This window comes from Myxococcus sp. AM009, from assembly GCF_013372605.1.
GTDB lineage: Bacteria > Myxococcota > Myxococcia > Myxococcales > Myxococcaceae > Myxococcus > Myxococcus vastator.
Genome location: NZ_JABXEP010000061.1, coordinates 22,563 through 45,904, shown reverse-complemented (window position 1 = coordinate 45,904; position 23,342 = coordinate 22,563). Strand labels below are relative to the sequence as shown.

Here is a 23,342-nt window from a genome sequence, read left to right as displayed (position 1 = left end):
GCCCCACACACCACGACGTGGCCCTTCATCGTCTCGGAGACCACTTCAATCCACTCCTTGTCGTTCTTGTGCCGGGCAAAGAAGAGGTAGGCGAAGCGCACCACGCCGTCCGCCACCAGGACGATGCCCGCGGGTGGAATCACCAGGTTGAGCAACTCCAACAACCAGTCGTCCACGTAGGGCAGCGACGGCTCGCCGTAGAGCAGGAAGTAGGTGTGGTGCAGCGCCTCGCCAAACTTGAGTTGCTCGCCGCCCGGCCCCCGGAACCGCCAGTGGAAGAGCAGCGGCCCGCCCAGGAACAGCACGGCGGACAGCAGCAGCGTGGTGCGAAAGCGCCGCACCAGCGCCCGCAGGTAGCGCAGATTGGCCCGGAAGTGCCGGCGGGACGGCTTCATGGAGGCTCCTCGACTACGACGCCGGGGTGATGCCCGTCTCCGCCGAGCTCCGCGCGCGACGCCGCTCCACCATCCACACCAACAGCACGCCCAGCTCGTAGCAGAGCAGCATGGGGCCCGCCATCAGCGACAGGTTCACCACGTCTCCCGTGGGAGTGATGATGGCCGCCGCGATGAGGCACACCACGAAGGCGTGGCGCTGGTACTTGAAGAGCCAGGACGACTTCACCACGCCCACCACGCCCAGCAAGGCCATGACGAGCGGCAGCTCGAAGATGATGCCAAAGGCCAGGATGAGCAGCAGCACCAGCGAGAGCTGCTCGTGCATGGACAACATGGGCCGCGTCCACCGCGCCGCCTCGTGCGCCGCGTGCGCCGTGGCCAGCTCCTTCTCCAGCCGCCACAGCCCCGCCAGCTCCTCGGTGCGCGCGGGGGCGATGTCCGCCAGCCGGCTCGCCGAGCCGTCCATGGCCACCGCCGCCGCCGCGAAGTCCTTCTTCCCGTAGGCCGTCACGGCCTCCATGCGCTTCTCCACCGCCTGCCGCAGCACGCCACGGGACTGCGCGCCGTAGCCCACCGACGCCGCGTCCAGGAGCCGCCCCAGGCCCTCCAGCCGCCCCGTCATCTCCACGCTGGCGGCGGGCGCGGCCTCCGGCGCGGGCGCCTGCCCCTCGCCCTCCGCGCGCAGCTGGGTGCTCGTCTCCTTCGCGATGCGTCCGGCCTCCTCCACTTCACCCAGGCGCAGGAAGCGCAAGGCGTCGTCCGCGCGCAGCCGGGCCGTGTCCAGGCGCTGCTCCAGCGCGAGCGTCTCCTCCTCGTTGAGGAGGAAGGTGAACATGGAGGGCAGCACCGCGAAGTAGCAGAAGGCGGCGCCGAGGAGGAAGGCGATGGAGCCGAACGCCACGAAGGGCGCGGCGAAGCGGCGCTCCTCCGGATACAGGCCGGGCGAGACGAAGCCCCAGATCTGCATCAGGATGACGGGCGTGGTGAGGAAGATGCCGCAGTACACGCCCACCTTCATCAAGACGTTCAGCTCTTCGATGCCGGACGTGTAGATGAGCGAGCGATTCTCGGGCGGCAGCGCGTCCAGCACCGGCTGCATCAGCAGGCCGAAAATGGGCTTGGCGAAGACGAGCGAAATCGCCCCCAGGACGAGCACCGCGAGGGTGCACCGCACGAGGCGCGAGCGGAGCTCCGTCAGGTGGTCCGACAGGCTCATGCGCAGCTCGGAGTCGGCGCCGGGGTTGATGGGCGGGGGGCTCAGGGCTCAGCTCCGTTTCGGGGCGTTGCGCGCCACCGTCCCCGGGATGGGCGACAGCGTGGGCGAGGTGGCGGAAGAAGCAGCGGGCTCGGGCGACGGCTCGGCGGCGGGCTCCGCGCCCGGCTCCCCCGCCTGCACGTCCGCGGAGGACACCTCGCGAGGCCCCTGCCCGTCCAGCTCCAGCACCTGCGTGGACGACGAGGGCGGAGGGGGCGCCGCATCGGCCGGGGGCGCCGCATCGGCCGGGGGCGCCGCGCCGTCCGTGGCGGGAGGCAGGCTGGCCTCGGGCCCACCCACGGCCTGCGGCGGCTGAGGCGCGAAGCGCGTCCCGGGCCTCACGGGCGCGGTGGGAGGCTCTCCGATTTCCTGGTCCATGGCGTAGAACTCACGCTCCACGACGTTGCGGACCTCATCCGTCTGGCGGCGGAACTCGCGCAGGAACTTGCCGATGCCGCGCGCGAGCTCGGGCAACCGCTGCGGCCCCAGAATGAGCAGCGCGGCCACCAGGATGAACACCATTTCGCCTGCGCCGATGTTGAACATTTTTCCTGACGCGCTCCCCGGAGCAGCCCGGTTTATCGCGCCCCGGGGAGGCAGGCGCAACCGTTCGTCGCGCCAAAGCATCCGCCCGCCACCCGGAATGGGCGGCAGGCAACCCGAAGGCGCCCTTTCATACTACGCGTGAGGATCCGCTCCGGGCGAGAGCGGAACCGCCATTCCTCGCGGGGGAGCGACCGCCAACGCCCGCGCCTGCTCCCGGCTCTGCACCCGCCGCTCCACCACCCACAGCAAGACGGGCAGCAACAGCGTCAAAACCATGGACACTCCAGCCATCTGCGGGATGCCGCCCAGGGTGCCGTCTGGCAGGTCTGTCAGCAGCCGAGCGCTGAGGAAGGCCCCCACGGCGGCGGCCATGTGCTGGACGGCGGACTGGAGGGACATGAACCGCGCGCGCACCGGGTTGTCCGGCACCCGCGACGTCAGCGTGTTGTACGCGACGTTGCGCGTCCCCATGGCGACCATGAAGAGCGTGAAGATGACGGGCACGGGCATCCACCGAGGCAGGTGGACGAAGCCCACGTAGGTGGACAACAGCACCAGCGTGGAGCCCACCGTGCCCACCACGAAGGCGCCGTACCGGTCCACCATGGGCCCCGCCACCCGCAGCGTCGCGAAGCTGGCGATGCCGCCAATGAAGTACGGCAGCCAGAGCAGCTCGCGCGGATAGCCCACGTTCTGCTGCAGATAGGCGGACAGGTTGGGGATGAGGACGAAGCCCGCCATCATCACCAACGCCGTCATCACGTACGACAGCTGGATGTCCCGGTTGCCCAGCAGCTCGAGCACGCCGGCCTGCTGGCGGGGCCCCGCGTCCAGGTGGCCGCGCACGGGGGGCAGGGAGAAGATGGCGCCCAGCACCACCAGCAGGCCCATGGCGGCCACCGCGAAGAAGGGCACGCGCCAGCCGCCGAACTCGGCCAGCTTCAGCGCCATGGGCACCCCCGCCACCGAGGCCACGGAGAAGGCCCCCATCACCGCGCCTAGCGCGCGTCCGCGCCGCTCCACGGGGACCAGGTCCGCGATGATGGACAGCGACAGCGACGTGGCCGGCCCGCCGAAGACGCCCGCCACCACGCGCGCCAGCAGCAGCGTGGACATCCCCGTGGCGAAGCCGCCCGCCGCCGTGGCCACCACCAGGCCCAGCATGGACACCGCCAGCGCCTTGCGCCGGTCGAAGCGGTCCAGGAAGTAACCACCGGCCAGCCCCGCCACGCTGGCGGCCGCCGTGTACGCGCCGCCAATGACGCCGATGTGCGACGACGCGATGCCCAGCCCCTTCGCGAAGTCCGGGCCCAGCGGCATCACCATCACGAAGTCCAGGATGTTGACGAACTGGACCGCGCCGATGAGGGCCACCACGGCGCGCTCGGAGACCTGTCGTTGTGTCGGCATGAAGAGGTGTCTACACCCGGAAGCGGCGAACCTCCGCACGGAGGATTTCCGCCTGCCGCTGGAGGTTGTCGATGGCCTCCTCCAACTGCTTCACGGAGCGTGTCTGGTGCTCGGACACGCCCTTGATGGTCTCCACCGCCTTGAGCACCTGCTCGCTGCCCTTGGTCTGCTCCTTCTGGGCGCGGTTCAGGTGGGTGACCATCTCGTTGATGCTCTCGATGGAGCGGGTAATCTGCTTGCTCCCGTGCGCCTGCTCCTGGCTGCTGCGCTGCACGTGGGCGGTGAGCGCCTTCATCTTCTCCGCGCTCTTCATGATCTGCTCGCCGCCGCGGGCCTGCTCGTTGGAGGCCTTGGAGATCTGCTGCACCGTGTCGCTGATGCGGTGGATGGAGGCCGTCACCTGCTTGCTGCCGCGCGCCTGCTCCACGGTGGCCCGGGCAATGGCCTTCACCATCTGCGTGGACTTCTGGGTGCTGTCGTTGATTTTTCGCAGCGCCCCCTCCGCCTCCCGGCCCAGCTGCACGCCCTCCTCCACGCTGCGCACGCCCTGGTTCATCACCACCACGGCGTTGCGGCTCTCCTCCTGGATGCTGCGGATGAGCTCGGCAATCTCCTTCGTGGACGCGCCGGTGCGCTCGGCCAGGTCCTTGATTTCCTCCGCCACCACCGCGAAGCCCTTGCCGTGCTCCCCCGCCTGCGCGGCGATGATGGCCGCGTTGAGGGCCAGCAGGTTCGTCTGCTCCGCCACGTCGTCGATGACGTTGAGGATGTTGCCAATCTCGGAGATGCGCCGGCCCAGGCTTTCAATGACGCTGGCGGCGCTGCGGCTCGTGTCCTTGATGCGGTCGATGCCGGTGAGCGTCTTGCGCAGCGCCTCCACGCCCGTCTGCGCCTCGTCGAAGACCTGCTCGGACAGGCGGGCCGTCTCCTTCGCGTTGGCCTCCACCTGGCCAATGGCGGCGTCCATCTCACTGATGGCCGAGGACGTCTCCTCCGTGGAGGCGGACAGCTCCTGGATGTTGGTGGCCACCTCCTTGATGGAGAACGTCATCTGTTCGATGGCGCTGGTCGTCTCCTCCACGCTGGCGGCCATGGCCTGGACGTTCTCCGCCACCTCGTCGTTGGTGGCGGCCATCTCCATGATGGAGGAGCTGCTCTCCTCGGCGCTCTGGTAGAGGACCTCCACGTTCTCCGCGATGCCGCGCAGCGAGGCCATCATCTCCACCATGGAGGAGGACGTCTCCTCCACGCGCGCCTGCACCGTGCCCGCGCCGGACGACACCGTGGTGCCGGTGCGGTGAATCTGCTCCACCACGCCCGCCACCACGTCCGACACGCCGCGCACCCGGCCCAGCGTGTCGCGCCAGCTCTGGGCGATGCGGTTGAGCGCCTCGGCGAGCTGGCCCAGCTCGTCCCGCGTCCCCACGTCCACGCGGCCAGTGAGGTCCGCCTCCGCCAGCCGCCGCGCCATGCCCATCATCGCGTCCAGCGGCACCAGGATGAAGGCGCGGGAGATGAAGAAGGCCACCACCAGGAACAGCGCCAGGCCGATGCCGAACGCGAGCATCACGACGCGCTGGAGCTCGGTGACGACCGCGTCCAGCCCGGTGTTGTCGAGCACCAGCAGCACCTGTCCCACCACGCCGCCCGACAGCGTCACCGGGCGCGCCACGGAGCGGTCGCCGTTGGCGAAGCGGAAGCCATTCAGCGGTCGCCCCTGCCGGGCCTTCAGCTCCGCCTGGAACCACGCGGGCGGCTCGGCCGGGTGGGTGGCCAGCACCTGACCCTCGCTGGAGAGGACGGCCAGCACCTTGAAGTCGTCGTCGCCCGCGCGCAGCCGCTCCAGGCTGTCGGGCAGGGCCGCGGCGGGCTGGCTCGTGAGCATGCTGACGGCCTGGCTGGCACGGGCCTCGCCCCGCGTCTGCAGGCGCTGCTCCAGGTGGGCCTCCACGCGCGAGGGTACGACGAAGAAGAGCGTCCCCAGGATGAGGGCGAGGACGAGCGCGAAGGAGCCCAGCAGCAGGCTGCGCAGGCCGGGTTTCTTGAACCGGAGAGCCAAGACGAGGCACTGTAGGAAGGGAAACACCGGCAGGGCAAGAACAGGGCGCCGGCGCGGCCTGTCCCCCAGGGGTGCTGACTTCCCGTCTGGCGGATGCGTAAGGTCTCCTTGATGTCCTCCACCCTGCTCCTGACGGATCCGCTCTTCTTCCAGCACGACCCCGGGCAGGGCCACCCGGAGTCGCCCTCCCGGCTGCGCCGCATCCTCGGGGTGCTGGCCAGCGCGCCGGTGAAGGGCACGGTGATGACCGCCCCGCGCTCCGCCACGGAGGCGGAGCTGGCGGCGGTCCACACGCCGGAGCTGCTGGCGTACCTCGCGAGCCTGAGCGGGCACGTCTCGCAGCTGGACCCGGACACCCACGTGTCGCCGGACAGCATCGACGCGGCCCGGCTGGCGGCGGGCGCCTCCGTGCAGGCGGTGGAGGCGGTGATGAAGGGCGAGGCCCGCAACGCCTTCGCGCTGGTGCGCCCGCCCGGGCACCACGCCGAGCCCGACAAGGCCATGGGCTTCTGTCTGTACAACAACGCGGCCATCGCCGCGGAGGCGGGCCGGAGGCTGGGCGCCGAGCGCGTGCTGGTGCTCGACTGGGACGTGCACCACGGCAACGGGACGCAGGCGGCGTTCTGGTCGCGCCGGGACGTCATGTACCAGTCGGTGCACCAGTTCCCCTACTACCCGGGCACTGGCGCGGCCCAGGAGACGGGCAAGGGCGAGGGCGAGGGCTACACCGTCAACGTGGGCCTGCCGGGCGGCAACTCGGACGCGGACTACGGGATGATTTTCGAGGAGCTGCTGCTGCCCGTGGCGGAGGCGTACCGGCCCCAGCTCATCCTCGTCTCCGCGGGCTTCGACTCGCACCAGCACGACCCGATTGGCGGCATGGACGTCAGCGAGCGCGGGTTCGCGGCCATGTGCTCGGCGATGAAGGCCCTGGCCGACAGCGTGTGCCAGGGCCGGCTGGTCCTGCTGCTGGAGGGCGGCTACTCGCTGGAGGGCCTGTCCCAGTCCGTGCATGCCTGCGTGGAGGTGCTCGCCGGGCGCAAGGACGGCTTCCCCACCGGGGACACCCACGCGGACGCGAAGCACGCGCTGCGGGTGAGCCGCGAGGCGCTGCGGCCGTACTGGCCTCGCGTGTAGAGCGTTGGCTGGATGGCGCGCCGCGTCTCGCGCCGCTGTTCTTCCCCTGGCAACCGTGCGAGAAGCCCGGCAGCACACGGGAGGACTGCATGGTGGAGCTGAACTACCGGACGGCGTTGGTGACGGGTGCATCCAGCGGCCTGGGACGCGGGCTGGCGCTGTGGCTCGCCAAGCGGGGCGTCCGCGTGTTCGCCGCCGGGCGCCGCCTGCCGCAGCTCCAGGCCCTGCGGGACGAGGCCCAGGCGGCCGGCGTCACCGTGGAGCCCGTGGCGCTGGACGTCACCCAGGCGGACGCCACGCTGGAGCGCATCCGCGCGCTGGACGCGGAGGCGGGCGGGCTGGACCTGGTGGTGGCCAACGCGGGCGTGGGCGGCACGACGAACGCGAAGCGCCTCCCATGGGAGCGCGTGCGCGGCATCATCGACACCAACGTCACCGGCGCCGCCGCCACGCTGAGCGCCGTGCTGCCCCAGATGGTGGAGCGCCAGCGCGGGCACCTGGTGGGCGTCTCCAGCCTCGCGGGCTTCCGCGGGCTGGCCGGCCACGCGGCCTACTCCGCGTCCAAGGCCTTCCTGTCCACCTTCATGGAGAGCCTGCGCGTGGACCTGCGCGGCACCGGCGTGCGCGTCACCTGCATCTATCCCGGCTTCGTGAAGAGCGAGCTGACGGCCAACAACAGCTTCCCCATGCCCTTCCTCATGGAGACGCATGACGCGGTGGAGCTGATGGGCAAGGGCATCGTCCGGGGCGACGCGGAGGTGTCCTTCCCCTGGCAGCTCGCGGTGCCCACGCGCCTGGCGAAGGTGCTGCCCAACCCCCTCTTCGACGCGGCCGCGCGGCGGCTGCGCTGACCTTCCCCTTCCCACGGAGACGCCCGGTGACGACGCCACAGCCCTTCGCCCACCGCTTCAGCCTGCTGGCCGAGCAGCGCTCGCCGTTCTGCCTTGGCATTGACCCGTCGAGAGACTTGCTGACGCGCTGGGGCCTGCCCGACAACGCCCAGGGCCTGCGCGACTTCTGCGAGCGCGTGGCCGACGCGGCGAGGAGCGCCGTCGCCGTGGTGAAGCCGCAGAGCGCCTTCTTCGAGCGCCACGGCCCCGCGGGCCTCCAGGTCCTCCAGGAGCTGCTGCGCCGCTTCAAGGCCGTGGGCACCCTCACGCTGCTGGACGTGAAGCGCGGCGACATCGGCTCCACCATGGAGGCCTACGCCGAGACAGTCTTCGGCGAGGGCAGCGCCTACGAAGCGGACGCGGCCACCTTCACCGCCTACCTGGGCCTGGGCGCGCTGCGGAAGACGCTGGAGCGGGCGCGCGCGTCCGGCGCCGCCGCCTTCGTGGTGGTGCGCTCCTCCAACCCGGAGGGCAGCTCACTCCAGACGTCGCGCGGCGAGGACGGCCGCACCGTGGCGGAGGCCCTGGCGGACGGCTTGCGCGCCTTCAACGAACAGCCCGGCCAGGACGCGGCGCCGGTGGCGGGCGCCGTCATGGGCGCCACCCTCCCCGGCTCGGACCGCGGCGTCATCGAGCGGCTGGGCGGCGCGCTGCTGCTCACGCCCGGCATCGGCGCGCAGGGCGCGGGCTTCGACGACTTGAAGCGCCTGTTCGCCGGGCGCGAGGCGCAGGTCATCCCCACCGCCACGCGCTCGGTGCTGGAGGCGGGGCCGGACACCGCCGCCCTGCGCCAGGCGCTGGAGCGGCACCTGGCGCCGGCGCGCGCCTTCCGCGCTACTGCGCGCCCATCATGAACTGGTCGACGTCGACCGTGTTCTTGTCGGGCACCGCGTCCTTCGGCTCGGTGCCCTTCTTGAAGAACATCAGCTCCGAATCCCTGGCGCCCGCGGGGGCAATCTTCCCCGTCTTCCTGTCGATGTGGAGCCGCACCAGGTTCATGGACTGCCACGGGTAGAACTCGGACTGCGTCCGGTCCCCCAGCGCGCGCTTCATGTAGTTGAGCCAGATGGGGAGCGCGGCGCGGCCGCCCGTCTCGTAGCGGCCCAGCGGATGCGGGTTCAAGTCGTAGCCCACCCACGCCACCGTCACCAGGTCGCGGGTGTAGCCGGCGAACCAGGCGTCGAAGGAGTCGTTGGTGGTGCCCGTCTTCCCCGCCGCCGGCTTGCCCAGGCGCTGCGCCGGGCCACCGGTGCCCTGGAGCACCACGCCGCGCAGCAGGTGCGTGAGGATGAAGCCGGCCTCCGGGCTCATCACCTGCTCGCCCGGCTCGAAGAGGCGCGCGTAGCCAGCGGCCACGCGGTCCTGCAGGGGCGCCCACGCGTCGTCGAAGGCCGTGTGGTCCTCCAGCGTGCGGCCCCAGCGGTCCTCAATCTTGCGGATGAAGTACGTGGGCTTCTTGCGGCCGTAGCGGTTGAAGGTGGCGTAGGCGTTGGCCAGGTCCACCGGGTACACGCACGAGGAGCCGAGCGCCGCGGAGAAGTCCATGTTCATGGGCGTGGTGATGCCGAGCTTCGTGCTCCACGCGGCCATGTTCTTCACGCCCACCGCGCCGAACGTCTTCACCGCGGGCACGTTCAGCGAGTTGACCAGCGAGGTGCGCAGCAGCACCTCGCCCTCGAACTTGTCGCTGTAGTTGGCCGGCTTCCACGACACCTTGGTGTCCGGGTCGTGCTCGACGATGGGCGAGTCCACCAGCACGGTGGCCTCCGTCCAGTCCAGCTGCTCCAGCGCCGCCGAGTACACGAAGGGCTTGAAGGAGCTGCCCGGCTGGCGGCACGCCTGGAAGGCGCGGTTGAACTCGTTGTCGTCGAAGTCGTAGCCGCCCACCATCGCGGTGAGGTACTGGCGGTGGGGGTCGATGGAGACGAGCGCGCTCTGCGCCTCGGGCGTCTGCTCCAGGCGGAAGAGCTTCACGCCCTCGCTGGGGATTTCGTCCGCGAGCTTCTTGTCCCACTGCTCCTTGTCGTCCGTCAGGTCCTTCTTCGTGACGTGGCGCACCACGACGACGTCGCCCTCGGAGATGGCCCGCTTCACCGAGGAGATCATCATCGCCGGGTAGTAGCCCTCCGGGTTCACCTTGCGCGCCCAGCGCATGCCCAGCAGCGGCAGCCGGCCGGCGTGCCCGCCCACCTGCACGTCCGCGCCCTTGCCGTCCCCGTCAATGGACGTGACGACGGCGACGTAGAGCCGGTTCTCCACCAACTCCTGTGCGCCCATGAGCTTCTTCGAGCGGTCGATGAAGGCGCGGATGGCCTCCTTCGACGCGAGCTGCTCCACCGGGCCGCGCCAGCCCTGGCGCTTGTCCACCGACAGCAGGCCGTGGAGCACGGCGTCCTGCGCGGCGCGCTGGCGCTCGCTGTCCATGGTGGTGAAGACCTTGAGGCCGGCCTTGAGCAGCACGGGGTTGCCGTACCGGTCCACCACGTCCTTGCGCACCTGCTCCACGAAGTACGGCGCGAACTCGTGGAACACGTCCTCCACCGGGTACACCTTCACCTCTTCGGCGTTGGCGGTGTCGTGCTCCTCCTGCGAAATCATGCCCTCCACCAGCATGCGGCGCAGCACGTAGGAGCGGCGCTTGCGGGCCGCCTCCGGGCGCAGGAAGGGCGAGTACCGGCTGGGCGCCTGCGGGAGGCCCGCGATGAGCGTCATCTCGCCCAGGGTCAGGTCGCGCACGTCCTTGCGGTAGTAGTTCTCCGCCGCGCTCTGCACGCCGTAGCTGTGGTGCCCGAGGAAGACGTTGTTGAGGTAGAGGTAGAGAATCTCCTCCTTCGTCAGCGACTCCTCCAGGCGCCGGGCGAGGATGGCCTCGCGAATCTTGCGGGTAATCGTCTTCGCGGTGGCGGACTTGTAGCCCTCCGCGGAGATGAGCACCGCCTTCGCGGTCTGCTGCGTCAGCGTGGAGCCACCCTGGATGCCGCCCGAGCGCAGGCCCAGCTTCGAGCCCACCGTCTTGAAGCCGGCGCGCGCGGTGCCCAGCACGTCCACGCCGAAGTGGTCGAAGAAGCTGGAGTCCTCCGACGCGATGAAGGCCTGCACCAGGCGCTTCGGAATCCGCGCGTAGGGCACCACCTTGCGGCGCTCCTCGTAGAACTCGCCGGCGAGCACCGCGTCATCCGTGTAGACCTCGGTGACGATGGGCGGCCAGTACTCGTCCACCTTGGGGATGGCGGGCAGTCCCTCCGCGTACACATAGTACACGGTCGTCACGGCAATCACGGCGGCCGTGGCCCCCGTCAGCGCCAGCCATCCCGCGGTCTTCAGGAGGAACTTCCACCAGCGCTTGGAGGGGACGCCGTCGAGCACCAGCTTCGAGCGGCTGCGGTCAGCGGATTTAGGGTCGGACATACGCGTTTCTTTTGTGCCTCGCGGGCGTCAGGGCACCAATGCGGCCCGCTTGAGCACATCTCGGAGCTCGACGGCGAGGGGGGCCTCGACGACCACCTTCGCGCCGCCTTCGGGATGCGGGAATTCGATGCGCTCGGCGTGCAGGAACAACCTTTTGAGCCCCCAGCGCGCCCGCACGTCGCGGTTGAAGGCGAAGTCACCGTACTTCCTGTCCCCAGCCACCGGATGTCCGATGGCGGCCAGATGCCTTCTTATCTGATGCGTGCGCCCGGTCTCGATGGCGCAGGACAGGAGCGCCGCCTCGCCCGACTGCTTCACGACCTTCCACCGGGTGACGGCCGCCTGCATGTTCACCCCCCGACGGGCCTTGGACTCGGCCGTCTGTTGGTGTTCCGACAAGGGCAGGTCGATGACCCCGGAGTCCCGTGGCATCTTCCCCTTCACCAGGGTGAGGTAGCGCTTGCGGGACAGGCCGTGGGTGAAGACCTCGGTGAAGTGCACCATGGCCGGGCGCCGCTTGGCCACCAGGATGACGCCGGAGGTCTCCCGGTCCAGCCGGTGTGCGGGCGAGGCCGCGAAGTCGTTGCGGACGGCCTTGGGCCCCAGGTACGCGCGCACGTAGTCCACCAGCGTCCCGCCGGTGATGCCGCTGCCGGTATGGACGGCCATTCCGCTGGGCTTGTCCACGGCCATGAGCCAGTCGTCCTCTCGAAGGATGACCAACCGGCTGGGGTCCACCGGTGGCGGAGGCGGGTCCACTTTCGGACGTTCCGCGCCCACGAGCTGCTGCTCGTCGCCGCGGATGGTGAGCACGTCTCCTTCGGACAGCAACTGCTCGGGTTGCGCACGCTTCCCGTTCACCCGCACCTTCTTGGTGCGAATCATCTTGAAGAGGTGGCTCACCGGAACATTGGGGAGCCGTTTGCGCAGGTGCTTGTCCAGCCGCATCCCGGCGGTGTCGGCTTCGATTCGGTACTCGATCATTTGTGCTGGCGCACGGACCAGACCATACGAATAATCCCGGGTCCATGGCGAAAGCCCCCAGTATCGAGAAGCTTCTCCAGAGTGGCTCGGCGGAATGGAACCGGATGCGCAAGTCCGGCCAGGTCGCCACCGACCATACCGGCGCCACCTTCACTCAACTGTTCTCCGCCAACACGGACCTGTCCGGGCTGGGCCTCATCGGCTCGGAATGGGACCGGTGCGACCTGTCCAAGGTCAACTTCCGGGACGCGGACCTTTCCAATGCCTACTTCCACGGCGGCCGGCTCCAGGACTGCGACTTCCGGGGTGCGAACCTGGAAGGCGCGACGTTCGAAAAGCTGAAGCTGCTGCGGTGCGACTTCACGGGCGCCAAGGGGCTCGACGACGTCGAGCTCGACGATGTGGACATGGACCGCGTCGTCGGTCTGGACGGCGAGGAGGCCCCGCCGCCTCCGCCGCCACCCGCCCAGGGCATCACCGCCTTCACCCGTGAGCAAAGGGAGAAGGCGCTGGGCGCACAGGCGGCCACCCTGCTCCAGGGCGAGCCCGCCGGCGACGAGCTCCCGCCGTTCCGGCCCCAGGACCCTCCCGGCTCGCTCTTCTTCCGGGCGCTGAAGCGGATGGGCGTGCCCCCGCTGTGGGTGCTGGACGTGCCCGGCCTGCGCCCGCTCCTGCCGCAGCGGCTGCCTCCGGGCAGCTCGCTGGAGACGCTCTACCGCGAGGCGGTGAAGACGCGGCTGGAGAACAAGAAGCCCGCGGCGGACCCGGCGGTGGTGGACCGCGCGCAGAAGGCGCTCCGCATGGGCGCCAAGGACGCCCCGGTGGCGGCCATGTACCTGCGCGAGGTGGGCGTGCTGCCCCTGTTCCGCTTCTCCGCGGCCCAGGTGCTGAAGGGTGCGCTGCGGGAAGAGGTGGAGGTGGATGACCTGACGGGCGCCATCGACCCGCGCACCACGGGCGCGCTGCTGGAGCTGCGCTTGACGCACGAAGTCGTGGAGCACCTGCAGGAGGCGCGGCGCCGGCTGGCGGCCACGCAGCTCTACACGTCGCTGCTGGAGGCGGGCTTCAACCCGGAGAACAACTGGGACGAGGCGCTGGAGTCGAGCGACGCGTCGCTGGAGCTGGCGCATCTGGCCACGGGTGAGGACCGCAATGCCCTGCTGGAGGGCTTCCAGGTCTTCGCGGCGCTGCCGGACGAGGCCCGGCTGCGGCGGCTGGCCTACCTGGCCGAGTCCGTCACCCACCTGGAGCTGGTGAGCCGGCTGCCGGAGGGCATGGAGCCGTCGTGGCTCACCGGCCCCGAGACGCGCGAGTGCCACGAGCGGGAGATGACGTACGTCCAGTCGCTGAAGGCGGAGGAGATTCCGTCCAAGGTGGCGGCGCTGGCGAAGGAGGAGCTGGGCGTTCCCGAGGGTGAGGTTCCCGAGGAGAGCGACGGCGACCTCTTCGTCCACCTGCGCTGTGACGTGTGCGGCAAGGAGAAGCTCATCGTCCAATCACCGGAGGAGTAGCCGTCCGGTGCAGGTCGAGGCCCGCGGGGCCGCGGGGTCCGGGAGATGCTCCTGGACCTGGCGGCCCCGTGGTGTTCCTGGCGCGAGGGCTCGCGGCGCTACGCGCCGGACGAAGGCAGCACGTACGTCACGGGCCTGGGCAGCACCGCCCTCACGGTGTCCCCCGCGCGGATGATGCCGGGGCGCTCCACCCAGGCCACCAGTCCCCGGCGCTGCCACGCCGCCTTCACGAAGCGGCTCGCCAGCTTCTGCACGTCCGGATGATGCGCCTCGATGACGCGCCCCGGGCCCGTGCAGGGCTCGTTCTCCCCCTCCACCACCAGCGTCGCGTCCTCGGGGAAGAACAGCCGCGTGCCCGGAGGCAGGTGCGTCAGCCGCGGCACGCCCGCCACTTCCAGGTTCGCGCCCAGCCAGGACGCCAGCACGCGCGGAATGCCCAACGTCTCCGCGACCTGCGCCAGCTCCTCGCTCGACACCAGGGAGAGCTGCCGCGTGTTGCGGATGGGCGTCCCCTTGGGGAACCACGGTGTGCGCACGTCCGCCGCGCGCGTCAGGCCCGCGTGGCGGTCGCCCTCCAGGCCCTCGAAGGACACCCGCGCCTCGGGCAGCTCCTTCGTGACGAAGCTCTTGCGCTCGGTACACACGAGGACGCGCTCGATGCGTCCTTCACACTGCGGCGTCTTGCGGGCCATCGCCGTCTTTCTATCGAACCCTGCCTCCCGCCGCCTCTCAGAACAACCCGAGCTGCTGCGGCTTCCCACCCAGCGGGCGCGCGTCCATCCCCGCGTCGCGCAGCGCCTGCGCCAGCTCCTCCGCGAAGCCATGGCACGTCAGCACCTCCCGCGCCCCCGTGGACTTCGCGTAGGACACCAGCCCGGGGAAGTCCGCGTGGTCCGACAGCGGGAAGGCCACGTCCGCGCCGTACCGCCGCACCGCGCCCCGGTCCACCGCCCACCCCGTCAGCACCGCCGTCGCCCGAGGCCACAGCGGCGCCAGCGCCCCACCCCGCGCATGGTGTGGCGGGAAGAAGAGCACCTCACCCGGCTCCACCTTCCCGTCGTAGCAGCGCAGATTTTCAATCGGCACGCCCAGCTCCGCGTAGAGCCGCGCCACCTCGTAGATGGAGGAGTGCGCCACCAGCGGGAAGCCGCGCCCCGCCAGGTGCTTCATCGCCTCCTGGCTCTTGCCCAGCGGATAGCCCAGCAGCACCGGCACCGCGCCGCGCTCCAGCTGCATCCGCAGCCACGCCTCCACCTGCCCCAGCACCTCCGGACGCGGCGGGAAGCGGTAGCGCGGATGCCCGAAGGTGGACTCGATGACGAGCGTGTCGCACTCCGCCACCTCCGTCGCCTCGGCGGTGAGCGACGGCGCCACGTTGAGGTCCCCGGTGTAGACGATGCGGCGCCCATCCGGCCGCGTCACGCGGAGCTGCGCGCTGCCCAGGATGTGCCCCGCCGGTAGCAGCTCCAGCAGCAGCGGCCCCAGCTCGAAGGGCTGCCGGAAGGGCACCTCGCGCGGCTCACGCACCGGCCCCAGGCGATGCGTCATGAAGCGCAGCGTCGCCGCCGTGGCGATGGTGCTCTCGTGCCGGGCGATGTGGTCCGAATGCCCATGACTCACGAAGCACAATGGCGACTTGCGCTTCGCATCCAGGGACAGGGAGGTGCCCGTCAGGTGCATCCCGTTTCGCCGCAGCTCCACACTCATGGGAAGGGCCCCGGGTATAGCGCGTCCACCCGCCGGAGGCCGCCTCCTCTTCACCGCCCTGCCCGCCCGGCTGGTGGACAGGCCGCGAATGGCCCCACGCAGGCCCTGCGGCGGGGCCGCTACCGCGCTGGCGCCCTCGCGCGCCACCACACCCAGGCCGCCGCGCCCACCTCCGACATCAACACGCCCGACAGGATGAGCGCGCCGCCCAGCCACTCGCGAGGCCCGAGCGTCTCGTAGCCCAGCAGCACCGAGTACAGCGCGGCGAACACCGACTCCAGCGAGTAGATGAGCGCCGCGCGCACCGCCGTGGTGCGCGCCTGTCCCCACGTCTGGACGCTGATGGCCAGCGCGCTGGCGAACACGCCGCAGATGAGCACCGCCCCCACGAAGGACGAGTGCCACGCCACGCGCCGCTCCACGAAGGGCAGGCACAGCGCGGACAGCAGCGCCACCGTCCAGAGCTGCACCGCCACCAGCCCCATGACGCCCTGCTTCGGCGCATGCCGCTCCGTCATGAGGATGTGGCACGCGTAGGCCACCGCGCACCCCAGCGACAGCACGTCTCCGGACGACAGGCCACCACTGCCCAGCCCCACGTCCGGCTGCGTGAAGAAGAAGAGCCCCACCGCCGCCATGCCCACGCCCAGGAGCGAGGTGAACTTCGGCGCCTTCCGGTAGAGCACCAGCGACAGCAGCGGCACCAGCAGCACGCACAGCCCGGTGATGAACGCCGAGCGCGAAGGCGTGGTGGTGGTGAGCCCCACCGTCTGCAGGGAGAAGCCCAGGAAGAGGAAGGTCCCCAGCATCGTGCCGCTGCGCAGGTTGCGCGCCGTCAGCACCTGTCGTCCCGCCAGGGCGCTCAGCACCACCGCGCCCACGAGGAAGCGCAGCGTGAGGAAGCTGAACGGGTCTGCGTGCCCGAGCGCGTCCTTCACCACCACGAAGGTGATGCCCCAGAACGAAGTGATGAGCGCCAGCGCCCCATCCGCGCGGAGCCGCTGCGACCGCGACGGAGGCTCCGTGGCGCCCCCCAGCATGTCGGACGTCGAGGTGCTCATGTCGCGAGGGTCCACCGGAGAGGATGACGCCAGGCTCGCCAGGTGACGTCACGGCGGCCACGGCCGCGGGCTTTCTGACGCAGCCTGGGCGGCCGCGCAACTCTCCGAGCGCGCGCCTACAGGGTGCGCTCGACGACGACCAGCCGCTTGGAGCGGCCCGTGGCATCCCAGGCCGCGTTGGCCTGCTGGGTCAACGTGGCGTCCGCTCGCCGGAACGCCAGCCGCTCGAAGGTGCGCAGCGACGCCGTGTTGTCCTCGTCCACGTCCGCGAAGACGTGCGACTGCCCCTGCCGCCGGGCCTCGTCCATCAGGCACTCCAGCAGCCCCGTGGCCACGCCCATGCGCCGCACGCGGGGCGCCACCACCAGGGAGCGCACCCAGACGCCCTCCAGCTGCAAGCCCTCCTGCCGGTAGGAGTCCAACCAGGCGAAGCCGTGCATCCGTCCCTGCGCGTCGAAGGCGCCCGCCGCGGCCCCCCGGCGCCCCGCGTCCGGCAGGCCCCAGCGCTCGCGGAGCTGACGGCGCAAGAAGCCCGGAGAGACCACCAGCCGCTCACTGGCATAGGCCAGGAGCGGGTCCAGGTCGCCGGCCGTCAGGAGCCGCACCTCCAGCGGCCCCACCAGGCGGTGACGAAGCGGCAGCGACCATCCGGAGAAGAGGAAGTCCCACACGCCCCGAGACACTAGCCGGGTCCGGGGCCAGGCCCACGCCGTGGACGCGGCCTGCTGCGCCAGCCGCAGCGCCGGGCGCAGCGGCCTGGGCAGTGGAACCACCCAGCGCCCCCTGCGGATGGCCACCACCCGGCCCAGCGTCACGCCGCCCGGAGCGTCCTGAGGCCCCAGCAGCGAGGCCGTCCGCCATGGCCGCGTGGACACCACCACGTGCGCCACCAGCTCGCGCCCCTGCCGCATCAGCGCGACGTCCCCGGCCGCCAGCGAGCCCGGGCCACAGCGCATCACCCGCACCGAGTCCCCGGCCCGCAGCAGCGGAAACAGGCTTCGCCCCGCGCCCCGCACCCACAGCCGGTGCCCCGGAGGCAATGCCTCCAGCACGTCCAACAACACCTCTGCGGAGGAGGCTCGCGAAGGCACACGCGAAATCTACCTGTTGCCCGGTACACACACCAACCGCTGGCGGTGCCGGACGGCCTCCGCGCGTTCCCCGGGAGCCCCGGGAGCGAATAAGAGGAGGCCGCGCGCGAAGCGAGAGGAGGTGGCCATGGACACGACACGGGAAGGTTCAATGGCGCCCCGGCCCGGCTGGTGGAGCCGCCACTGGCGCTGGGTCCTTCCGCTGGGGTGCCTGGGGCTGCTCGCCTCGTGCGTCGGCCTGGGCGTGCTGGCCACGTACCTGGGCTTCTCCTCCCTGGGCCAGTCCGACGCGCACCGGGAAGCGGTGGCCATCGCCAGCGGCGACGCGAAGGTGCGGCGCGCGCTGGGGACGCCCTTTGAGAGTGGCCTGCCCCGGCGCAGCTCCGTGCAGAGCCGCAACGGTGTCTCTCGCGCGCAGTTCTCCCTCCCGCTCGAGGGGCCCGACGGCAAGGGCACGCTGCACGCGCAGGGCGAGAAACGCGGAGACGGGCCCTGGCAGTTCAACAACCTCATCGTCGCCCTGAGCGACGGCACGCTCATCGACCTGCTCCGCGCCGAACCGCTCAAGCGCCCCGAGCTGCCACTGCCCGCCGAACCGCCCTACGCGGACCAGGTCCCTGAGCCCGGAGAAGTGGCGCCGCGCGACGCGGGCCGCGACATCGAGCTGTGAGGTGGAAATGCGAAGGGGCGGCGCGGGGAAGCCCCCACGTCGCCCCTCGCTTCGTGTTTCAGGACACGTCCGTGCCCTTCGGCGCTACTTCAGCTTCGCCAGCTCCGCGCGCAGCTCGGGCAGCACCTTGAAGAGGTCCGCCACCATGCCGTAGTCCGCCACCTGGAAGATGGGGGCCTCGGGGTCCTTGTTGATGGCGACGATGGTCTTCGAGCTCTTCATGCCCGCCAGGTGCTGGATGGCGCCGCTGATGCCCGCCGCGATGTAGAGCGACGGCGCCACCACCTTGCCCGTCTGGCCGACCTGCAAGTCATTGGGAACCCAACCCGCGTCGCACACCGCGCGGGACGCGCCCACCGCGGCGCCCAGGTCGTCCGCCAGGCCCTCAATCTCCTTGAAGTCGCCCTTGGTGCCGCGGCCACCGGAGACGACGACGCGCGCCTCGGTCAGCTCGGGCCGCGCGCTCTTCACTTCCTTGAAGTCGACGAACTTCGTCTTGGAGGCCTCGACCTTCGGGCTGAAGGTCTTCACCTCGGCGGCGCCCTGACCGCCAGCGGCGGCGGGGAACTCGGTGGCGCGCAGGGTGAGCACCTTCACCGGCGTGGTGAGCTTCACGTCGGCGAAGACGTTGCCGGCCCACATGGGACGGGTGAAGGTGAGGTCCGCGCCGCTGCCGTTGATGGCCATGACGTCGGTGGCCATGGCGGCGCGCAGGCGGCCGGCCACGCGGGGCAGCAGGTCCTTGCCCTGCGCGGTGGACGCCATGCCGATGTAGTCCGCCTTCAGCTCCTGGGCCAGGGCGGCGATGGCGGGCGCGTAGGTCTCCGCGAGGTAGTGCTCCAGCTCGGCGGCGGCGCCCAGGTGCACGGCCTTCGCGCCGTAACCCTTGAGCTCGTCAGCGACCTTCGCGGGGTCCTTGCCCACCAGGGCGAGGTGCAGCTCACCACCGGCCTTCTCCGCGAGCTGCTTGCCGGCGGAGATGGCGTTGAGGGTGGCCTTGCGGAGGTTCCCGTCCGGCTGCTGCTCGGCGACAATGAGAACGATTGGCATTTGGATGACTCCGTAGAGAGTGTGCGGAAGGGCCGCTCAGACGACCTTCGCCTCGTTGTGCAGCTTCTCGACCAGGGCAGGGACGTCCGCGACCTTGATGCCGGCCTTGCGCGCCGGGGGCGCGGACATCTTCAGCACCTGGATGGCGGGGGTGACGTCCACGCTCAGCTTGGCAGGCGTCAGCTCTTCAATGGGCTTGCTCTTCGCCTTCATGATGCCCGGGAGGCTGGCGTAGCGCGGCTGGTTGAGGCGCAGGTCCGTGGTGACGACGGCGGGCAGCTGGCACTCCACCGTGGCGAGCCCGTTGTCGACCTCGCGAATCACCTGCACGCTCTTCTTGTCGGCGGAGACGACGATGGCGGGGACCTTGTTCTTCTCCTGCTCGCTCTCCATGGACTCCACCTTGGAGGCGAACGTGGCCTGGCCCCAGCCGAGGAACTCGGCGAGGTACTGGCCCACCTGGTTCTGGTCATCGTCGATGGACTGCTTGCCGAGGATGACGAGGTCCGGCTGCTCCTTCTCCACGACCTTCTGGAGCAGGGCCGCGATGCCGAGCTGGTCCACCGGGCCGGTGTGGTTCACCCACACGGCGCGGTGCGCGCCCATGGCCAGGGCGTGCCGGAGCTGCTCCTGCACCTCCTTGCCACCGACGGACACCACCACGACTTCGCCCTGGTGCTTCGCGACGAGCCGGAGTCCTTCTTCGACGCCGATTTCATCGAAGGGGTTGATCTTGTACTTCAGCCCCTCCTGAACGATGCCCGAGCCATCCGGCTTGACCTTGATCTTCGACTCGGGGTCTTCCACGCGCTTGGCGGTGACGAGGATCTTCACGGCGGTGCTTCTCCTTACGGGGAGGAGTTTGGAATCTGGAAAAAACGGTCTGGGTTAATAGGCATTGGCGCGTCGCGGCGGCAATGGGAAACGGCCGGCGGACGCGGTGCCGCGGCGCTACTTGAACAGTTCCCGCGCGATGACGAGCCGCTGGACCTGGCTGGTGCCCTCGTAGACCTGGATGAGCTTGGCGTCGCGCATCAGCTTCTCCACGGGGTACTCCTTGATGTAGCCGTAGCCGCCGTACACCTGCACGGCGTCGGTGGCGACCTTCATGGCCATGTCCGCGGCGAAGCACTTGGCGTAGCTGGACTGGAGGGAGTTGCGCTTGCCCTCGTCCAGCAGCCACGCGCTCTCATAGGTGAGCATGCGCGCCGCGTGGGTGTTCATGGCCATGTCGGCGATCATGAACTGGATGGCCTGGTGCTCGATGATGGGCTTGCCGAAGGTGCGGCGCTGGGTGGAGTACTCCATGGAGTGCTCCAGCGCGGCGCGGGCGATGCCCACGGAGAACATGGCCGTCAGGGGGCGGCTGTTGTCCAGCGTGGCCATGGCGATGGCGAAGCCCTGCCCCTCTTCACCAATGCGGTTGGCCACCGGGACGCGCACGTCCTCGAACGTCAGCGACACCGTCTCGCTGGCGCGCTGGCCCATCTTGTTCTCGTGCTTGCTGACAGACAGCCCCTCGGGGCGGCCCTCCACCACGAAGCAGGTGATGCCCTTGTGCTTCCTGCCCTTGTCCACCGAGGCGAACACCGTGTACTGGCTCGCCTGGCCGCCGTTGGTGATGAAGCACTTGGCGCCGTTGAGGACGTAGTGGTCTCCGTCCAGCCGCGCCGTGGTCTGCATGTTGGCCACGTCACTGCCGGCCTCGGGCTCCGTGAGGCAGAACGAGGAGAACTTCAGCTTCTCCGTGAAGGGCGTGAGCAGCCGCTTCTTCTGCTCGTCCGTCGCGTGGAGGATGATGGGGAGGTTGGCCAGGTCATTGGCGATGATGGACGTCGCCACGCCCGCACAGCCCCAGCTCAGCTCCTCGGCGACCAGGGTCTGCTCCAGGTGCGACAGGCCCACGCCACCGTACTCGGTGGGGATCGCCATGTTGAGCAGCCCCAGCTCCCACGCGGTCGTCAGCAAATCGAGTGGGAAGGTGGCCGTCTCGTCGTAGTGGGCGGCCTTCGGACGCACGACTTCGCGGGCGAACTTGCGGGCCGCATCCTGCAGCGCGCGCTGGGCGTCGGTGAGCTGGAATTCCATGGGGACCTCGTGACAGGTTCGGCTCGTTGACTCGGGAGTCAACGAATACATGCCGCGGCGCGAAATCGCCAGTCCAACCCACCGGGAAGCGGAGGAGGACCGGGTCCATTTTCTCAAAAAAACAGGCCCCAACCCCGCACGGGGATTGGAGCCCAGGAAGCTGCTTAAAGTCCGTATTTCCCGAGGAACTACTGGGCTGCGGGCGGCTTGGTGGCCTTGGGGACCTTCTCCCAGTCGGCCAGGAACTTCTTGATGCCGGCGTCGGTGAGCGGGTGGTTCGCCAGCTGGGTGATGACGTTGTAGGGCAGCGTGGCCACGTCCGCGCCCAGGCGCGCGGCCTGGAGCACGTGCACGGGGTTGCGCACGCTGGCCACCAGCACCTGCGTGTTGAAGTACTCGTAGTTCCGGAAGATCTCCAGGATGTGGGAGATGAGCTCCATGCCGTCCTGGGAGATGTCATCCAGCCGGCCCACGAAGGGCGACACGTAGGTGGCGCCGGCCTTGGCACACAGCAGGGCCTGGTTGGCGGAGAAGCACAGCGTGACGTTGGTGCGGATGCCCTCGGCGGTCAGCGCCTTGGTGGCCTTCATGCCCTCCACGCCCATGGGAATCTTCACCACGACGTTGTCGTGGATCTTCGCCAGGGAGCGGCCCTCCTTGATGAGCTCGTCCGCTTCCATGGACACACATTCGGCGCTGATGGGACCGTCCACGATGGAGCAGATTTCGCGGATGGTCTCCTCCAGGCCCCGGCCCACCTTGGCGAGCAGGGACGGGTTGGTCGTCACCCCGTCCACGCAGCCCATGGCGTGGGCCTTGCGAATCTCCTCCACGTCGGCGCTGTCGATGAAGAACTTCATCTCGTCCCTCTCTTGAAGGTGGAATGTGCCCCGGCCGAAGGAGGCCGGGCGAGCAGGCGCGTAACCGATGCCCCCCCATGCGTCAAGGGTGGCCACCGCGGGGGGGCGGAGGTAGAAGGCCGGACACTGAACATGGCCCGCCCTTCCCGCTCCGCCGCCAAGAAGCCCCGCCTGCGCGCCCTCCCCGGCCGTCCCGCCCAGGCGCCTGCCGTCCTCCCTGACGCGGAGGCCACGCTCGCCTACGCGCGGAGCGTGCTGGAGGCCGAGGCCCGCGCCATCCTCGGCGTGACGGAGCGTCTGGGAGCCGACTTCCTGCGCGCCGTGCAGCTGGTGCGCGACTGCGCGGGCCAGGTCATCGTCACGGGCATGGGCAAGGCGGGCCACATTGGCCAGAAGCTGTCCGCCACCCTGGCCTCCACGGGCATCCGCTCCGTGTACCTCCACCCCGCGGAGGCCGTGCACGGGGATTTGGGCCGCGTGGGCCGGGGCGACGTCATCCTCGCGCTGTCCAACAGCGGCTCCACGGAGGAGCTGATTCGCCTGCTCCCCTCCTTCAAGCGGATGGAGACGCCCGTCATCGCCCTCACCGGCGACGCGAAGAGCCCGCTGGGCCGCGGCGCGGACGTGGTGTTGGACATCGGCGCCATCGCGGAGGCGTGCCCCATGGGCCTCGTGCCCACGGCCTCCACCGCCGCGCTGCACGCGATGGGCGACGCGCTGGCGATGACCGTGCTGCGCTCGCGGCCCTTCGGCACGGAGGACTACGCGCTGCTGCACCCGGGCGGGAAGCTGGGGCGCTCGGTGCAGCGCGTCTTCGAGCTGATGCGGACCGGAAACGCCAATCCGCTGGTGCGCGACACCTCGCCCCTGTCCGCGGTGGTGGCGGTGATGACGAAGACGCCGGGCCGGCCGGGCGCCGCGTGCGTGGTGGACAAGGCCGGGAAGCTGGTGGGCATCTTCACCGACGGCGACCTGCGCCGCCGCGTGGAGGCGGGCCTCACCGACTTCACCGTGCCCGTGCGTGAGCTGATGGGGAAGAACCCGCGCTGCGTGACGCCGGAGACGCTGGTGCTGGCCGCGACCACGCAGATGCGCGAGCTGCGCGTGGACCAACTCCCCGTGGTGGACGTGGAGGGCCGCGCCGTGGGCCTGCTGGACGTGCAGGACCTGCTGGCCGCGAAGTTCGTCTGAGGCGTGGGCCGCGCGGTCCTGCTGAA

20 protein-coding genes and 1 pseudogene are annotated in these 23,342 nt (G+C 70.2%); 6 read left to right on the top strand and 15 right to left on the bottom strand.

The features are described from left to right. The 5 genes and pseudogenes from HV824_RS17130 to HV824_RS17110 all read right to left on the bottom strand — a co-directional run. Positions 1-395: pseudogene (locus tag HV824_RS17130) on the bottom strand (potassium transporter TrkA); the annotation flags it as partial. Between the two features lie 13 nt (positions 396-408). After that, the gene (locus tag HV824_RS17125) at positions 409-1,614 is read right to left on the bottom strand and encodes a twin-arginine translocase subunit TatC (RefSeq protein ID WP_176419989.1); all 1,206 of its coding nucleotides are present in this window, start codon (positions 1,612-1,614) and stop codon (positions 409-411) included. Between the two features lie 48 nt (positions 1,615-1,662). Continuing rightward, on the bottom strand, positions 1,663-2,199 hold the full coding sequence (locus HV824_RS17120; RefSeq protein WP_176419988.1) for a twin-arginine translocase TatA/TatE family subunit: 537 nt from the start codon (positions 2,197-2,199) through the stop codon (positions 1,663-1,665). Positions 2,200-2,331: 132 nt separating this feature from the next. Then, positions 2,332-3,609 (bottom strand): MFS transporter, encoded by a 1,278-nt coding sequence (locus HV824_RS17115; protein ID WP_176419987.1) that lies wholly within the window; start codon positions 3,607-3,609, stop codon positions 2,332-2,334. A 10-nt stretch (positions 3,610-3,619) separates the two neighbouring features. After that, positions 3,620-5,668: a HAMP domain-containing methyl-accepting chemotaxis protein gene (locus tag HV824_RS17110; RefSeq protein ID WP_176423771.1), complete on the bottom strand. Its 2,049-nt coding sequence runs from the start codon at positions 5,666-5,668 to the stop codon at positions 3,620-3,622. 111 nt (positions 5,669-5,779) lie between these two features. On the opposite strand from HV824_RS17110, the gene HV824_RS17105 reads away from it, so the two are divergent. The 3 genes from HV824_RS17105 (at position 5,780) to pyrF (ending at position 8,549) form a co-directional block, all read left to right on the top strand. Next, positions 5,780-6,805 (top strand): histone deacetylase, encoded by a 1,026-nt coding sequence (locus HV824_RS17105; RefSeq protein WP_255208104.1) that lies wholly within the window; start codon positions 5,780-5,782, stop codon positions 6,803-6,805. A gap of 89 nt (positions 6,806-6,894) precedes the next feature. Beyond that, the gene (locus tag HV824_RS17100) at positions 6,895-7,656 is read left to right on the top strand and encodes an SDR family oxidoreductase (protein ID WP_176419984.1); all 762 of its coding nucleotides are present in this window, start codon (positions 6,895-6,897) and stop codon (positions 7,654-7,656) included. 26 nt (positions 7,657-7,682) lie between these two features. After that, positions 7,683-8,549 (top strand): orotidine-5'-phosphate decarboxylase, encoded by an 867-nt coding sequence (gene pyrF / locus HV824_RS17095; protein ID WP_176423770.1) that lies wholly within the window; start codon positions 7,683-7,685, stop codon positions 8,547-8,549. Here the strand turns inward: pyrF and HV824_RS17090 are convergent. Both HV824_RS17090 and HV824_RS17085 read right to left on the bottom strand, forming a co-directional pair. Continuing rightward, positions 8,530-11,103, bottom strand: a complete 2,574-nt coding sequence (locus tag HV824_RS17090; RefSeq protein WP_176419982.1) for a penicillin-binding protein 1A — start codon at positions 11,101-11,103, stop codon at positions 8,530-8,532. The genes pyrF and HV824_RS17090 overlap by 20 nt on opposite strands. Positions 11,104-11,130: 27 nt before the next feature. Beyond that, a complete protein-coding gene (locus HV824_RS17085) occupies positions 11,131-12,087 on the bottom strand; it encodes an RluA family pseudouridine synthase (RefSeq protein ID WP_163785589.1) in 957 nt (318 codons plus the stop codon). A 44-nt stretch (positions 12,088-12,131) separates the two neighbouring features. Here HV824_RS17085 and HV824_RS17080 point away from each other — a divergent pair, with 44 nt between their 5' ends. Further along, positions 12,132-13,598 carry a pentapeptide repeat-containing protein gene (locus HV824_RS17080; RefSeq protein ID WP_176419981.1) on the top strand — a complete coding sequence of 489 codons (1,467 nt, stop codon included), beginning with the start codon at positions 12,132-12,134 and terminating at the stop codon, positions 13,596-13,598. Between the two features lie 98 nt (positions 13,599-13,696). Here the strand turns inward: HV824_RS17080 and HV824_RS17075 are convergent, their stop codons facing one another. From HV824_RS17075 to HV824_RS17060, 4 genes are all read right to left on the bottom strand, one after another. Next, entirely contained in the window at positions 13,697-14,290 is a 594-nt protein-coding gene (locus HV824_RS17075; protein WP_176419980.1) for an MOSC domain-containing protein, read from the bottom strand. A gap of 37 nt (positions 14,291-14,327) precedes the next feature. Continuing rightward, entirely contained in the window at positions 14,328-15,305 is a 978-nt protein-coding gene (locus tag HV824_RS17070; protein ID WP_176419979.1) for an MBL fold metallo-hydrolase, read from the bottom strand. A gap of 119 nt (positions 15,306-15,424) precedes the next feature. Then, a complete protein-coding gene (locus HV824_RS17065; protein WP_176419978.1) occupies positions 15,425-16,366 on the bottom strand; it encodes a DMT family transporter in 942 nt (313 codons plus the stop codon). A 116-nt stretch (positions 16,367-16,482) separates the two neighbouring features. Beyond that, positions 16,483-17,457, bottom strand: a complete 975-nt coding sequence (locus HV824_RS17060) for a GNAT family N-acetyltransferase (RefSeq protein WP_176419977.1) — start codon at positions 17,455-17,457, stop codon at positions 16,483-16,485. A gap of 127 nt (positions 17,458-17,584) precedes the next feature. Between HV824_RS17060 and HV824_RS17055 the strand changes: the two genes are divergently transcribed. Further along, entirely contained in the window at positions 17,585-18,127 is a 543-nt protein-coding gene (locus HV824_RS17055; protein ID WP_255208103.1) for a cytochrome c oxidase assembly factor Coa1 family protein, read from the top strand. Between the two features lie 84 nt (positions 18,128-18,211). Here HV824_RS17055 and HV824_RS17050 read toward each other — a convergent pair whose 3' ends face one another. The 4 genes from HV824_RS17050 to fsa all read right to left on the bottom strand — a co-directional run bounded on the left by HV824_RS17050 (position 18,212) and on the right by fsa (position 22,125). Beyond that, complete coding sequence (locus tag HV824_RS17050) at positions 18,212-19,177, bottom strand: electron transfer flavoprotein subunit alpha/FixB family protein (RefSeq protein ID WP_176419975.1); 966 nt, start codon at positions 19,175-19,177, stop codon at positions 18,212-18,214. A gap of 36 nt (positions 19,178-19,213) precedes the next feature. Next, a complete protein-coding gene (locus HV824_RS17045; protein ID WP_176419974.1) occupies positions 19,214-20,011 on the bottom strand; it encodes an electron transfer flavoprotein subunit beta/FixA family protein in 798 nt (265 codons plus the stop codon). Positions 20,012-20,128: 117 nt separating this feature from the next. Then, positions 20,129-21,265: an acyl-CoA dehydrogenase family protein gene (locus tag HV824_RS17040; RefSeq protein WP_176419973.1), complete on the bottom strand. Its 1,137-nt coding sequence runs from the start codon at positions 21,263-21,265 to the stop codon at positions 20,129-20,131. Between the two features lie 188 nt (positions 21,266-21,453). Further along, positions 21,454-22,125: a fructose-6-phosphate aldolase gene (fsa, locus tag HV824_RS17035; RefSeq protein WP_176419972.1), complete on the bottom strand. Its 672-nt coding sequence runs from the start codon at positions 22,123-22,125 to the stop codon at positions 21,454-21,456. A gap of 132 nt (positions 22,126-22,257) precedes the next feature. On the opposite strand from fsa, the gene HV824_RS17030 reads away from it, so the two are divergent. Further along, on the top strand, positions 22,258-23,316 hold the full coding sequence (locus tag HV824_RS17030; RefSeq protein ID WP_176419971.1) for an SIS domain-containing protein: 1,059 nt from the start codon (positions 22,258-22,260) through the stop codon (positions 23,314-23,316). The last annotated feature ends 26 nt before the right edge of the window (positions 23,317-23,342 follow it).